The organism is Pseudomonas sp. Irchel 3F6 (genome assembly GCF_900187595.1).
GTDB classification, from domain to species: domain Bacteria; phylum Pseudomonadota; class Gammaproteobacteria; order Pseudomonadales; family Pseudomonadaceae; genus Aquipseudomonas; species Aquipseudomonas siliginis.
Map to the genome: position 1 here is coordinate 110,434 of NZ_FYDP01000010.1, position 12,816 is coordinate 123,249.

At 58.0% G+C, this 12,816-nt stretch carries 11 protein-coding genes; 6 read left to right on the forward strand and 5 right to left on the reverse strand.

Annotated elements, in window-relative coordinates:
• Positions 1 to 77 precede the first annotated feature (77 nt).
• Positions 78 to 857, forward strand: a complete 780-nt coding sequence (locus tag CKW30_RS25915; RefSeq protein WP_041476517.1) for a 1-acyl-sn-glycerol-3-phosphate acyltransferase — start codon at positions 78 to 80, stop codon at positions 855 to 857.
• Between the two features lie 170 nt (positions 858 to 1,027).
• On the opposite strand, the gene CKW30_RS25920 is transcribed toward CKW30_RS25915, so the two are convergent.
• Positions 1,028 to 2,563, reverse strand: coding sequence for a HAMP domain-containing sensor histidine kinase (locus CKW30_RS25920; RefSeq protein WP_095182331.1), 1,536 nt, complete (start codon positions 2,561 to 2,563; stop codon positions 1,028 to 1,030).
• A gap of 164 nt (positions 2,564 to 2,727) precedes the next feature.
• Between CKW30_RS25920 and CKW30_RS25925 the strand changes: the two genes are divergently transcribed.
• On the forward strand, positions 2,728 to 3,447 hold the full coding sequence (locus CKW30_RS25925; RefSeq protein WP_024014949.1) for a response regulator transcription factor: 720 nt from the start codon (positions 2,728 to 2,730) through the stop codon (positions 3,445 to 3,447).
• 57 nt (positions 3,448 to 3,504) lie between these two features.
• Here the strand turns inward: CKW30_RS25925 and gyrB are convergent, their stop codons facing one another.
• From gyrB to dnaA, 4 genes are read right to left on the reverse strand one after another with little or no spacing between them, the layout of a single operon-like run.
• Complete coding sequence (gene gyrB, locus CKW30_RS25930) at positions 3,505 to 5,922, reverse strand: DNA topoisomerase (ATP-hydrolyzing) subunit B (protein ID WP_024014948.1); 2,418 nt, start codon at positions 5,920 to 5,922, stop codon at positions 3,505 to 3,507.
• Positions 5,923 to 5,927: 5 nt separating this feature from the next.
• Positions 5,928 to 7,031: a DNA replication/repair protein RecF gene (recF, locus tag CKW30_RS25935; protein ID WP_056791117.1), complete on the reverse strand. Its 1,104-nt coding sequence runs from the start codon at positions 7,029 to 7,031 to the stop codon at positions 5,928 to 5,930.
• Positions 7,032 to 7,045: 14 nt separating this feature from the next.
• Positions 7,046 to 8,149 carry a DNA polymerase III subunit beta gene (dnaN, locus tag CKW30_RS25940; RefSeq protein ID WP_016772390.1) on the reverse strand — a complete coding sequence of 368 codons (1,104 nt, stop codon included), beginning with the start codon at positions 8,147 to 8,149 and terminating at the stop codon, positions 7,046 to 7,048.
• Between the two features lie 39 nt (positions 8,150 to 8,188).
• Positions 8,189 to 9,712, reverse strand: a complete 1,524-nt coding sequence (gene dnaA / locus CKW30_RS25945) for a chromosomal replication initiator protein DnaA (RefSeq protein WP_024014947.1) — start codon at positions 9,710 to 9,712, stop codon at positions 8,189 to 8,191.
• A gap of 566 nt (positions 9,713 to 10,278) precedes the next feature.
• On the opposite strand from dnaA, the gene rpmH reads away from it, so the two are divergent.
• The 4 genes from rpmH to yidC are packed head-to-tail and all read left to right on the forward strand — an operon-like array spanning position 10,279 to position 12,751.
• On the forward strand, positions 10,279 to 10,413 hold the full coding sequence (rpmH, locus tag CKW30_RS25950; RefSeq protein ID WP_003213577.1) for a 50S ribosomal protein L34: 135 nt from the start codon (positions 10,279 to 10,281) through the stop codon (positions 10,411 to 10,413).
• A 16-nt stretch (positions 10,414 to 10,429) separates the two neighbouring features.
• Entirely contained in the window at positions 10,430 to 10,831 is a 402-nt protein-coding gene (gene rnpA, locus CKW30_RS25955) for a ribonuclease P protein component (protein WP_024014946.1), read from the forward strand.
• A complete protein-coding gene (gene yidD, locus CKW30_RS25960; RefSeq protein ID WP_027901580.1) occupies positions 10,824 to 11,069 on the forward strand; it encodes a membrane protein insertion efficiency factor YidD in 246 nt (81 codons plus the stop codon). Before rnpA ends, yidD begins: the two co-directional genes overlap by 8 nt.
• Positions 11,070 to 11,071: 2 nt before the next feature.
• On the forward strand, positions 11,072 to 12,751 hold the full coding sequence (gene yidC, locus CKW30_RS25965) for a membrane protein insertase YidC (RefSeq protein WP_041476523.1): 1,680 nt from the start codon (positions 11,072 to 11,074) through the stop codon (positions 12,749 to 12,751).
• Positions 12,752 to 12,816: the final 65 nt, after the last annotated feature.

Genomic DNA, 12,816 nt, shown 5'->3' on the forward strand with positions numbered 1-12,816 from the left:
CTGAATTTCCTGGCCAGGGATTGCTCGGGAGTGCGCTTGAACAGTCGGGGCATTGCCCCGTAACGGTAACCGTCGCCATGTCGATACTGCGGGCCTTCAGAATCTTTGTTTTTTACCTGCTGCTGGGCACAACAGCGTTGCTGTGGTGCAGTCTGAGCTTTTTCATCGCGCCGTTTCTGTCCTTCAAGGCGCGCTATCGTTTCATCAACGTGTACTGGTGCCGTTGCGCCCTGTGGCTGACCAAGGTTTTCCTTGGCATCCGCTACGAAATCAAAGGCGCGGAAAACGTGCCTGACCGGCCCTGCGTGATTCAATCGAACCATCAGAGCACTTGGGAGACCTTCTTTCTCTCCGCTTATTTCTCGCCATTGAGCCAAGTGCTCAAGCGCGAATTGCTCTACGTGCCGTTCTTCGGCTGGGCCATGGCAATGCTGCGCCCGATCGCCATCGACCGCGACAACCCGAAGGCCGCGCTCAAACAAGTTGCGGCCAAAGGCGACGAGCTGCTCAAGGATAACGTCTGGGTGCTGATCTTCCCCGAAGGCACACGAGTCCCCTACGGCACTGTCGGAAAATTCTCCCGCAGTGGCAGCGCATTGGCGGTGAATGCGGCGCTTCCGGTGCTGCCGATTGCACACAATGCCGGCAAATTCTGGCCAAAAATCGGCTGGGGCAAACAGGCCGGAGTGATCACCGTGGTCATTGGCGAACCGATGTATGCCGAAGGCAGCGGGCCGCGCGCCATCGCTGATCTGAATGACCGTGTGCAGGCGTGGAACGAAAAGACCCAGCGCGAAATGGGTTCGCTGCCACCGGCGCCACAGGCACCGGCCGCGAGTGACCAGCTGGCTGTCTGAATTTTGTGGATAACCTGTGTACGCTTTTGCTAAAAAAGACCGCAATTGTTTTCTAACTTATTGATTTTCATAGATATTTATAAATTTATGAATTGAACAAAATCCGTGCATAAGTTTTATTCGGATGTAAAAAAACCGGCCGTTATAGCCGGTTTTTTTGTGCCCCTTTTTCATTCAGCAAGCAGCGGCAACTCAATAAGGAAAGTGGTTCCCGCATCGACCACACTACGACACTCGATCGTACCGCCATGATGATCAATCACGGCTTTGACCATCGATAGACCCAAGCCCACGCCGTCGATGCCCTGGGCCGAAGAGAAACGCCGATACTGGCTGAACAGGTCAGGCAATTCATCGGCGGCAATGCCCTTGCCCTGATCGGTCAATTCGCAGCGCAGCCACTGTCCATCACAGCTGACCTTCAGTTGCACAGTGCTGTCTGCGGGGCTGTACTTGATCGCGTTTTCCAGCAGGTTGAACAGGGCGCGCGTCAGCAATCCCTGATCGGCCAGAATCAGCCGCTCCTGGCATTGCTCATCGACCTCGTTGAGCAGCTCGATGCGTTTCTGCTGAGCGATCGGCAGGGCCTGATCCAGCACGTCCAGTACCAGCATGGCGAACAATGTCGGGCGGAACTGGTAGGTCTCGGATTCAGCCCGCGCCAACAAGACAAAACCATCGGTCAGATCCAGCGCGCGGCGCACCTGGCGCTCAATCTGCTCGAACAGCGGCGCATCAGCACCCGCCTGATGACGATGCACATCCAGCAGGGCGAGGATCGCCGAATGGGGGGCTCGCAGGTCGTGGGAAAGAAAACGCAGCAGGACGCCGCGCTGCTCCTCAGCCGCACGCTCGGCACTCAAGTCCGTCAGGCTGAGCAGCCAACCGATCGGCGTATCGCCGTCGACCGGCAGCAGCGCCGCTCTTTCCAGGCGCAGACTGCGTTCCTTGTGATCGCGAAATTCCAGCAGCGGCAGGGTGGCCAGCGGCGGCCGCGGCGCTGTGGATAATTCCGGATAGCCGAGCCGTGCCAGTTGATCGAGTACGTCATCGCCCACCAGCGGAACCTCGAACAACTCTCGAGCTTTGCGATTACCCAGCAGGATCTTGCCCTGCGGATCACTGATCAGCGTCGCCACCGGCAGGTATTCCAGGCCATCGGCAATGAAGCGCCGGGTGTCGCGGGTGCGGCTCATGGCTTGTTCGAGCGCCATGATCTGGCCCTGCAAACGGTCGGCACCGGTGAAGCGGGTCCGCCGACGTTCAGGGAAGACTTTCGGTTCGCTGTCCAGACGTGCCAGCTCCCAGCCGAAATACGTCAGCACAACACTCAAGCGTCGCCAGTTCCAGATCAGGTAACCGAACAACATCCCCAGGGCTGCTGGCGTTGGCGACCACCAGTAGCGGACTTCGGCCAGCAGGGCGCTGGCGATCAGCGCACAGGCCATACCGGCCAAGGTTACCCAAAGCGCCCAACGCGGCCGCCACAGCAACAATCCCAGCACACTCGCGACCATCGCCACCGACAACAGTGCGCCGGGCGCTGGCGACGGATTGTGCAGATTGATCTGGGCGCGATAAGACAACAAGGCAGTCAGCGGCAACAGCACTAAACTTATCCACAACCACTCGCGCACCAGCCGGCGGAACAGACGCTGGACCTGGCTCGGCTCACGACTTTCACGTCGGGGTTGAGTTTTATGCATGAGGCACAGGGCAGGGCAGTGGGAATGGTTTCATAGGTCTCAGGTCTGAGGCGTAGACCCGAAGAATCATAGCGGACGTCGACCAACGACGGGCTGCTTCTTTCATCGCGGCCGGGGAGTCGCTATTGTCGACATCCCAGCCCCAGCGACAAGGAACACCGCCGATGCGCGTTGCCATTCTGGACGACGAACCTGCCGAACTGCGCCGGGTCGAGCAAACCCTGGAGCAAATGGCCGAAGCTGGCGAACAGCCGTGGTCGCTGCACAGCTTCGAGCGCGGCGAAGACTTGTTGCGCCAGTTGCGCCGGGAAACCTTCGACCTGTTGATTCTCGATTGGCAACTTCCTGATCTCACGGGCCTGGCACTGCTGCGCTGGACCCGCGAACACATGGACGCGCCACCTGCGGCGATCATGCTCACCAGCCGCGACGGCGAAAGCGATATCGTTCAAGCCTTGAATGCCGGGGCCGACGATTATGTCAGCAAGCCGTTTCGCCCGAATGAGTTGAAGGCGAGGGTGGCTGCGGTATTGCGTCGGCATAGCCAACCGCGCAGCGCGGCGGGCGAAGTACAGACGTTTCACGATCTGACTTTCGACGACGCCGAACTGACCGTCACCCGAGAAGGCAAACCGATTCTCATGACCGAACGCGAATACCGCCTGGCGCGTTGCCTGTTCAGCAACCTGGGGCGGCCATTGTCGCGGGATTACCTGTACGAGCGCTTCTGGCCGAACGAGGAGACAACTTCTTCGCGGCCACTGGATACGCATATCTACCGATTGCGCAACAAGCTCGGGCTGACAGCGGATCGGGGTTGGCAGTTGCTGACAATTTATGGGTATGGGTATCGGTTGGAGAGTGTCGGCACTGGAAATGAGTGAGGCCAAAAAAAACCCCGGCATTGGCCGGGGTTTTTCATGAGCGGGTAGCAATCAGGATCAGAAATCCAGGTTGGAAACCGCCAATGCGTTGCTCTCGATAAAGTCTCGGCGAGGTTCGACCGCATCACCCATCAGGGTGTTGAAGATCTGGTCTGCACCGATGGCGTCTTCGATGGTGACTTTCAGCATGCGCCGCACGCTTGGGTCCATGGTGGTTTCCCACAGCTGATCCGGGTTCATTTCGCCCAGACCTTTGTAGCGCTGGATGGTGTGGCGCTTGGTGCTTTCGGCCATCAGCCAGTCGAGGGCTTCCTTGAACTCGGTAACGGCTTTCTTGCGCTCGCCACGCTGGATGTACGCGCCTTCGTCGAGCAGGGTGCTCAATTGGGCGCCCAAAGTGACCACGGTTTTGTAGTCGTTGCTGCCGAAGAAGTCGCGGTTGAAGGTGACGTAGTTCGACAGGCCGTGGGAGATCAGTTCGACCTCTGGCAGCCAGACGCCACGTTCGCGATCTTCACGCAGGCTGGCCTTGTAGACCAGACCCGACTTCTCGTTGGTGCGCAGGCGAACTTCGTACTGGGCCAGCCACTCTTGCATCGCTGCGTGGTCGCCCAAGGTTTCCAGACTGACGGCCGGCAGATAGATGAAGTGCTCGGTCAGCTCCTGAGGGTACAGACGCGACAGACGCTTGAGGGTCTTCATGACCATGCGGAAGTCGTTCACCAGACGTTCCAGCGCTTCACCGGAAATGCCCGGGGCTTCTTCGTTCAGGTGCAGGCTTGCATCTTCCAGGGCCGACTGCGTCATGTACTCTTCCATGGCGTCGTCGTCTTTGATGTATTGCTCTTGCTTGCCTTTTTTGACTTTGTACAGCGGTGGCTGGGCGATGTAGATGTAGCCACGCTCGATCAGCTCCGGCAGTTGACGGAAGAAGAAGGTCAGCAGCAGGGTACGGATGTGCGAACCGTCGACGTCAGCATCGGTCATGATGATGATGTTGTGATAGCGCAGCTTGTCGATGTTGTACTCTTCGCGACCGATGCCGCAGCCCAGCGCGGTGATCAGCGTGCCCACTTCCTGGGACGAGATCATCTTGTCGAAACGGGCCTTCTCAACGTTGAGGATCTTGCCCTTCAACGGCAGGATCGCCTGGGTCTTGCGGTTACGTCCCTGCTTCGCAGAACCGCCCGCGGAGTCACCCTCCACCAGGTACAGTTCGGACAGCGCCGGGTCTTTTTCCTGGCAGTCGGCGAGCTTGCCCGGCAGACCGGCGATGTCCAGCGCGCCTTTGCGGCGGGTCATCTCACGGGCCTTGCGCGCGGCTTCACGGGCACGGGCGGCGTCGATCATCTTGCCGACCACCAGCTTGGCTTCGTTCGGGTTTTCCAGGAGGAAGTCGGAGAAGTATTTGCCCATCTCCTGTTCCACCGCAGTCTTCACCTCGGAAGACACCAGCTTGTCTTTGGTCTGCGAGCTGAACTTCGGATCCGGCACTTTCACCGAGATGATCGCGGTCAGGCCTTCACGGGCATCGTCGCCGGTGGTGGCGACTTTGTGCTTCTTCGCCAGACCTTCCTGCTCGATGTAGTTGTTCAGGTTACGCGTCAGCGCCGAGCGGAAGCCCACCAGGTGGGTGCCGCCGTCGCGCTGCGGAATGTTGTTGGTGAAGCACAACAGGTTCTCGTTGAAGCTGTCGTTCCACTGCAGGGCGATTTCCACGCCGATGCCGTCTTCACGCTGGATGTTGAAGTGGAACACCTGATTGACCGCAGTCTTGTTGGTGTTCAGGTATTCAACGAACGCACGCAGGCCGCCTTCGTACTTGAACAGCTCTTCCTTGCCGCTGCGCTCGTCCTTGAGGACGATGCCGACACCGGAGTTGAGGAAGGACAGTTCACGAATGCGCTTGGCGAGGATGTCCCAGCTGAAGTGAATGTTCTTGAAGGTTTCGCTGGAAGCCTTGAAGTGGATCTGGGTACCGGTGGTTTCGCTGTCGCCAACGATGGCCATCGGTGCCTGAGGAACGCCGTGGACGTAGGTCTGTTCCCAGATCTTGCCACTGCGGCGAACGGTAAGGACCAGTTCTTCGGACAGCGCGTTCACCACCGACACACCTACGCCATGCAGACCGCCGGATACTTTGTAGGAGTTGTCGTCGAACTTACCGCCAGCGTGGAGGACGGTCATGATGACCTCTGCGGCGGAAACGCCTTCCTCTTTATGCACGTCTACCGGGATGCCACGACCGTTGTCTTTAACGGTGATGGATTCGTCCGGGTGAATGATGATGCTGATGTCGTCGCAATGGCCGGCGAGGGCTTCGTCGATCGAGTTGTCGACCACCTCGAACACCATGTGGTGCAGACCGCTGCCATCGTCGGTGTCACCAATGTACATACCGGGACGTTTGCGTACGGCATCCAGGCCTTTCAGCACTTTAATGCTCGTTGAGTCGTACGTATTTTCTTCGCTCAATGCCTTCACTCCCGATGGTCGTGGGTCTGGGTGATACGGCCCTGTTCCACGTGGAACAAAGCGACTGGCGTTTCCGTCTGCCAGCCTTCCCTCAGTAATTCGTGATCTACACAGGTGATAAACACCTGGCAGCGTAAGTCTTCCAGCAAGCGGCACAGCGCGCGGCGGTGGCTCTCGTCCAGCTCGGACGGCAAATCATCCACCAGATAAATACACTGTCCGCGACGGGCCTGGCTGACCAGGTGCCCTTGGGCAATCCGCAGTGCACAGACCACAAGCTTCTGCTGACCCCGGGACAGGATGTCCGCGGCATTGTGTGCGCCCAATCTGAGACGCAAATCAGCTCGTTGCGGTCCGGCCTGGGTGTGCCCCATCTGCTGGTCCCGTTGTACGGAAGCGGCGAGTACGGCGCTCAATTCGCGGTCCTTGTCCCAGCCTCGGTAATAGCTGAGCGTCAAACCCTCGAGCTCAACCAGTTCGCTCAAGGTCTGTTCGAAGACCGGTTTCAAGGCTGTGATGTAAGCGCGGCGGTATTCATCGATTTCAGCGCTGGCCTGGCACAGTTCCCTGTCCCAAACCGCTTGCGAAACGGCGTCAAGTGTACCATGCCGCAGCCAGGAGTTTCTCTGGCGCAGCGCCTTCTGCAAACGCTGCCAAGTGGCCATGAAACGCGGTTCGACGTGGAACACGCCCCAGTCGAGAAACTGCCGGCGAATCTTCGGTGCGCCTTCCAGCAGACGGAAGCTGTCCGGGTTGATCAACTGCAGCGGCAGGATCTCCGCCAGCTGCGCAGCGCTACGGGCGTTCTGGCCGTCGATGCGAATCTGGAACTCGCCCTGACGGTCGCGGGAAATCCCCAGCGCACTGTGTCCGCCTTCAGCCAGCTCAACCTGACCGAATACGGTACAGGCGAGCTGTTCGTACTGAATCACGGGCAACAGCCGCGTGCTGCGAAACGAACGGGCAAGCCCCAGCAGATGAATGGCTTCCAGAACACTGGTTTTGCCGCTGCCGTTGGCGCCGTAAAGAATGTTGATGCGGGGGGAGGGGGAGAAGGTCACCGGGTGCAGATTGCGCACCGCGGTGACCGAAACACGACTTAACGACATTCAGGATCAGCTGATTACAGACGCATCGGCATGACAACGTAAGCCGAATCGTCATTGTCGGACTCTTGCACCAGCGCACTGCTGTTGGAGTCGGACAGGATCAGGCGAACCTGCTCGGTGGTCATCACGCCCAGCACGTCGAGCAGATAGCTGACGTTGAAGCCGATCTCCAGCGAGCCGCCGTTGTATTCAACGCCCACTTCTTCTTCCGCTTCTTCCTGCTCCGGGTTGTTGGCCTGGATCTTCAACTGACCGCTGGCCAGTTGCAGACGGATACCGCGGTACTTCTCGTTGGACAGAATCGCGGTACGGCTGAACGCTTCACGCAACGCCTGACGATCGCCGAGTACCAGCTTGTCACCACCTTTCGGCAGGACGCGCTCGTAATCCGGGAATTTACCGTCGACCAGTTTCGAGGTGAAAGTGAACTCGCCAGTGGTGGCGCGGATGTGGTGCTGGCCGAGGACGATGCTGACATTGCCATCCGGCTCGGTGAGCAGACGCGCCAGCTCGAGGATACCTTTGCGCGGCACGATCACCTGATGGCGATCCGGCTGACCGATATCGGCCTGCATCGAGCACATCGCCAGACGGTGTCCGTCGGTGGCCACGGCGCGGATCACACCAGCGGAAACTTCCAGCAGCATGCCGTTGAGGTAGTAACGCACGTCCTGCTGGGCCATGGCGAAGCTGGTGCGTTCGATCAGACGACGCAGTTTGCTTTGCTCCAGGCTGCAGGTCAGCGAGCCCGGGCCTTCTTCGACGGTCGGGAAATCGTTGGCCGGCAGGGTCGACAGGGTGAAGCGGCTACGGCCGGCCTTTACCACCAGCTTCTGCTCGTCGACCTTGATGTCGATCAGCGCATCGTTGGGCAGGCTTTTGCAGATATCCATCAGCTTGCGCGCCGGCACGGTGATGGAACCGGTTTCGGCCGGCTCTTCGAGTTGCACACGACCGACCAGCTCGACTTCCAGGTCGGTACCGGTCAGCGACAGTTGCTGGCCTTCGACGACCAACAGCACGTTGGACAGTACCGGCAAGGTCTGTCGGCGCTCGACGACGCCTGCGACCAGTTGCAGGGGTTTCAACAGGGCTTCGCGTTGAATGGTGAAATGCATGGTCTAGTCCCTTGCCTTAATAAGCTGCGCTGGTGTTCATCAAGTGGTCAGTGTACGCAGCAGGTTCTTGTAGTCCTCGCGGATGTCCGCGTCGGATTCCTTAAGTTCGTTGATCTTGCGGCAGGCGTGCAGCACGGTGGTGTGGTCGCGGCCGCCAAACACATCGCCGATTTCCGGCAGGCTGTGGTTGGTCAGTTCCTTGGACAACGCCATGGCCACCTGACGCGGACGAGCCACCGAGCGCGAGCGGCGCTTGGACAGCAGGTCGGAAATCTTGATCTTGTAATACTCGGCGACGGTGCGCTGAATGTTATCCACAGAAACAAGTTTGTCCTGCAACGCCAGCAAGTCTTTGAGGGATTCGCGAATCAGCTCGATGGTGATGTCGCGGCCCATGAAGTGCGAGTGAGCGATCACACGTTTCAGCGCGCCTTCCAGCTCACGAACGTTCGAGCGGATGCGCTGGGCGATGAAGAACGCGGCGTCATGGGGCAACTCGACTTTGGCCTGATCGGCCTTCTTCATCAGGATCGCCACGCGGGTTTCCAGCTCAGGCGGCTCGACCGCAACGGTCAGGCCCCAGCCGAAGCGGGATTTGAGGCGTTCTTCAAGGCCCTCGATTTCTTTCGGGTAGCGGTCACTGGTGAGAATGACCTGCTGACCACCTTCAAGCAGCGCGTTGAAGGTGTGGAAAAACTCTTCCTGGGAACGCTCCTTGCGGGCGAAGAACTGAATATCGTCGATCAACAAGGCGTCCACCGAACGGTAGAAACGCTTGAATTCGTTGATGGCGTTCAGTTGCAGCGCTTTGACCATGTCGGCCACGAAACGCTCGGAATGCAGGTACACGACCTTGGCATTCGGATTCTTCTTTAATAGATGGTTGCCCACTGCGTGCATCAAGTGGGTTTTACCCAGGCCGACGCCACCATAAAGGAACAGCGGGTTATAGCCGTGCTTGGGATTGTCCGCCACCTGCCAGGCCGCCGCACGGGCGAGCTGGTTGGATTTACCTTCAACAAAATTCTCGAAGGTGAACGTGCGGTTCAGGTAACTGGTGTGCTTGAGCGCACCTTCTACCTGCACGGTGCGCTGCTCCGCGCGAACCGGGGCCTGCTGCGAAGCAGCACCCGCCATCGGGTCGAAGCTGTCGCGGGAAGGTTCTTCGCTGACTTCAGCGGCCTTCTGTGTGGAACGTTTGGCCGGAGCAGGGGCTGGCGTCGGTGCCGGATTGCTCGCTGGCACATTATTGGCTTGCGCCTGAGCAACCTGCGCGGCCGCCAGCGGCGCATTGGGTGCGGCACGAGGTGCCGAGCTGCGCTTGCTGCCTATTAACAAGGACAGCGCCGGCGTCGAGCCATTGCCGTGCTCATCCAGCAATTCAAGGACGCGGCCCAGGTACTTTTCGTTGACCCAGTCCAGCACGAAACGATTCGGTGCGTAGACGCGCAACTCGTCGCCTTCGGCTTCGACCTGTAGTGGACGGATCCAGGTGTTGAATTGTTGGGCAGGCAGCTCTTCGCGCAAAAGCTCCACGCACTGCTGCCAAAGTTCCACTGACACGGATATCCCCTAAGTTGAAAGCCGGTGAGGCAAAAACAAGCGGCCATTGTAGCGGCGAGCGATTCACTTATCCACATGCAGGTAGGTCCGTCACCATCATTTATCAACGCGTTAACGCATTAAAAGGCGACCAACGGCATGTGAATAAGCCCTGTGGATAAACGCCTCTGAGGGCACTGGACAACTGGGGGCTAAACCCGGTGGATAACCAGCCTGTGGATAACTAGCCATTCCACGCACAGCTTATCCGATAGCGCAGCACAGGCTGAACACGGTTTTCCACTGTAGTTGTCATTCTCTGTACATCCCGTGGAATAAGGCTTCATGGCAGTTATCCACAGAAGATGGCGTGTCTAGCTTTTACAAGCTTTACAGAAAAGCTTTAAATAATTCCCTTCTTTATTTCTATATCTGGCTGACAGGCGTTCAAGCTAAAAACCTGCCCGGATCTATTTATAAGGAAACGCTGGTTGGAAATTGACCTGAAGGCTTGCTTTCTCTAGAATCCCCGGTCTCTTAAAACGGGGGCCATTCCGGCCCGTTGTGGACGAACCAGGTAACACGACATGAAACGTACTTTCCAACCAAGCACAATCAAACGCGCTCGTACCCACGGTTTCCGTGCTCGCATGGCTACCAAGAACGGCCGCGCAGTCCTGTCGCGTCGTCGCGCCAAAGGTCGTGCGCGTCTGGCAGTTTGATAATCCGGTACTGGAGGTGAGTCAGGACTTCAGTCGGGAAAAGCGTCTGCTTACCCCCCGGCATTTCAAGGCAGTCTTTGACTCCCCTACCGGCAAGGTTCCGGGGAAAAATCTCCTGCTCCTTGCACGCAACAACGATCTTGATCACCCCCGTCTCGGGCTGGTTATCGGGAAAAAGAGCGTGAAGCTCTCCGTTGAGCGCAATCGCCTCAAACGTCTGATGCGCGAATCGTTCCGTCTGCACCAGGATTCACTGGTCGGCTGGGACATCGTTATCGTCGCGCGCAAAGGTTTGGGTGATGTAGAAAACCCCGAATTGATTCAGCATTTCGGCAAACTCTGGAAGCGTCTGGCACGCAACAAGCCCGTTCCGGCAGTCAAAACCGAAACTGTAGGGGTAGACAGTACCGATGCGTAAACTGGCCCTCGTTCCGATCCAGTTTTATCGCTATGCCATTAGTCCTTTAATGGCCAGCCACTGTCGCTTCTACCCCAGTTGTTCCTGCTACGCGTATGAAGCCATTGAAAATCATGGCCTTCTGCGCGGTGGCTGGCTGACCTTTCGTCGTTTAGGTCGCTGTCATCCGTGGAATCCCGGTGGTTATGACCCGGTTCCACCTGTCCCTACCTCCCGTTCTTCTTCGATGGCCGAGTAATCATGGATATCAAACGCACGATCCTGATCGTCGCCCTGGCAATCGTGTCCTACGTCATGGTTCTTAAATGGAACCAGGATTATGGCCAGGCTGCCCTGCCGACTCAGAATGTTGCTTCCAGTACGACTACATCCGGTTTGCCGGACACCGCCACTGGCACAAATGCTGCCAGTGACGATATTCCGCGCGCCGCCAGCGATACCAGCGCACCTGCCGAAACGCCGGTCGCCGCCAGCAAGGATCTGATTCAGGTCAAGACCGATGTGCTCGATCTGGCGATCGATCCACAGGGTGGCGACGTTGCGCAACTGACTCTGCCTTTGTATCCACGTCGTCAGGATCGTCCTGACGTTCCGTTCCAGCTGTTCGATAACGGCGGCGAACGTGTATATCTGGCGCAAAGCGGTCTGATCGGTACCAACGGCCCGGATGCAAACCCGGCCGGTCGTCCGGTTTATTCCTCGGAGAAGAAGGTTTACCAACTGGCTGACGGTCAGGATCAACTCGTCGTTGACCTGAAATTCAGCAAGGACGGCGTCAACTACATCAAGCGTTTCACCATGAAACGTGGCCTGTACGACGTCGCTGTCTCCTACATTGTGGATAACCAGAGCGCTCAGCCCTGGAACGGCGCAATGTTTGCCCAGTTGAAGCGCGACGCCAGCGCTGATCCTTCGTCGACCACGGCTACTGGCACCGCGACTTACCTGGGCGCCGCCCTGTGGACAAGTTCCGAGCCGTACAAGAAAGTGTCGATGAAGGACATGGACAAGGCGCAGCTCAAGGAAACGGTCACCGGTGGTTGGGTAGCCTGGTTGCAGCACTACTTCGTGACCGCGTGGATTCCGGCCAAGGGCGAAAACAACATCGTCCAGACCCGTAAAGACAGCAAAGGCAACTACATCATTGGTTACACCGGTCCGACTCTGACCGCTGCTCCGGGTGCGAAAGTTGAAACCAGTGCTGTGCTGTACGCCGGTCCGAAGAGTCAGGCTGTACTGAAAGAGTTGTCCCCAGGTCTGGAACTGACCGTCGACTACGGCATTCTGTGGTTCATTGCCCAGCCGATCTTCTGGCTGCTGCAACATATCCACGCCATTGTCGGTAACTGGGGATGGTCGATCATCTTCCTGACCATGCTGATCAAAGGGATTTTCTTCCCGCTGTCGGCCGCCAGCTACAAATCGATGGCGCGCATGCGTGCCGTGGCTCCGAAACTGGCTGCGCTGAAAGAGCAACATGGCGATGACCGGCAGAAAATGTCGCAGGCCATGATGGAGCTGTACAAGAAAGAGAAGATCAATCCACTGGGCGGCTGCTTGCCGATCCTCGTGCAGATGCCGGTCTTCCTGTCGCTGTACTGGGTTCTGCTGGAAAGCGTGGAAATGCGCCAGGCGCCGTTCATGCTGTGGATCACTGACCTGTCGATCAAGGATCCGTTCTTCATTCTGCCGATCATCATGGGCGCAACCATGTTCATCCAGCAGCAGTTGAACCCGACGCCTCCGGATCCGATGCAGGCGAAGGTCATGAAAATGATGCCAATCATCTTCACCTTCTTCTTCCTGTGGTTCCCGGCGGGCCTGGTGCTGTACTGGGTTGTGAACAACTGCCTGTCGATTGCACAACAGTGGTACATCACGCGTAAGATCGAAGCGGCGACGAAAAAAGCCGAGGCGTAACTTGCACTGTGGATAACACCACTCAAAGCGCCCCCTAGTGGGGCGTTTTGCTATCTGCCACTTTT

Coding starts and splice junctions, on each gene's coding strand:
- recF (WP_056791117.1), bottom strand. CDS start 7,031: ATGTCGTTAAGTCGTGTTTCGGTCACCGCGGTGCGCAATCTGCACCCG.
- yidC (WP_041476523.1), top strand. CDS start 11,072: ATGGATATCAAACGCACGATCCTGATCGTCGCCCTGGCAATCGTGTCC.
- CKW30_RS25920 (WP_095182331.1), bottom strand. CDS start 2,563: ATGCATAAAACTCAACCCCGACGTGAAAGTCGTGAGCCGAGCCAGGTC.
- CKW30_RS25925 (WP_024014949.1), top strand. CDS start 2,728: ATGCGCGTTGCCATTCTGGACGACGAACCTGCCGAACTGCGCCGGGTC.
- rpmH (WP_003213577.1), top strand. CDS start 10,279: ATGAAACGTACTTTCCAACCAAGCACAATCAAACGCGCTCGTACCCAC.
- yidD (WP_027901580.1), top strand. CDS start 10,824: ATGCGTAAACTGGCCCTCGTTCCGATCCAGTTTTATCGCTATGCCATT.
- CKW30_RS25915 (WP_041476517.1), top strand. CDS start 78: ATGTCGATACTGCGGGCCTTCAGAATCTTTGTTTTTTACCTGCTGCTG.
- dnaN (WP_016772390.1), bottom strand. CDS start 8,149: ATGCATTTCACCATTCAACGCGAAGCCCTGTTGAAACCCCTGCAACTG.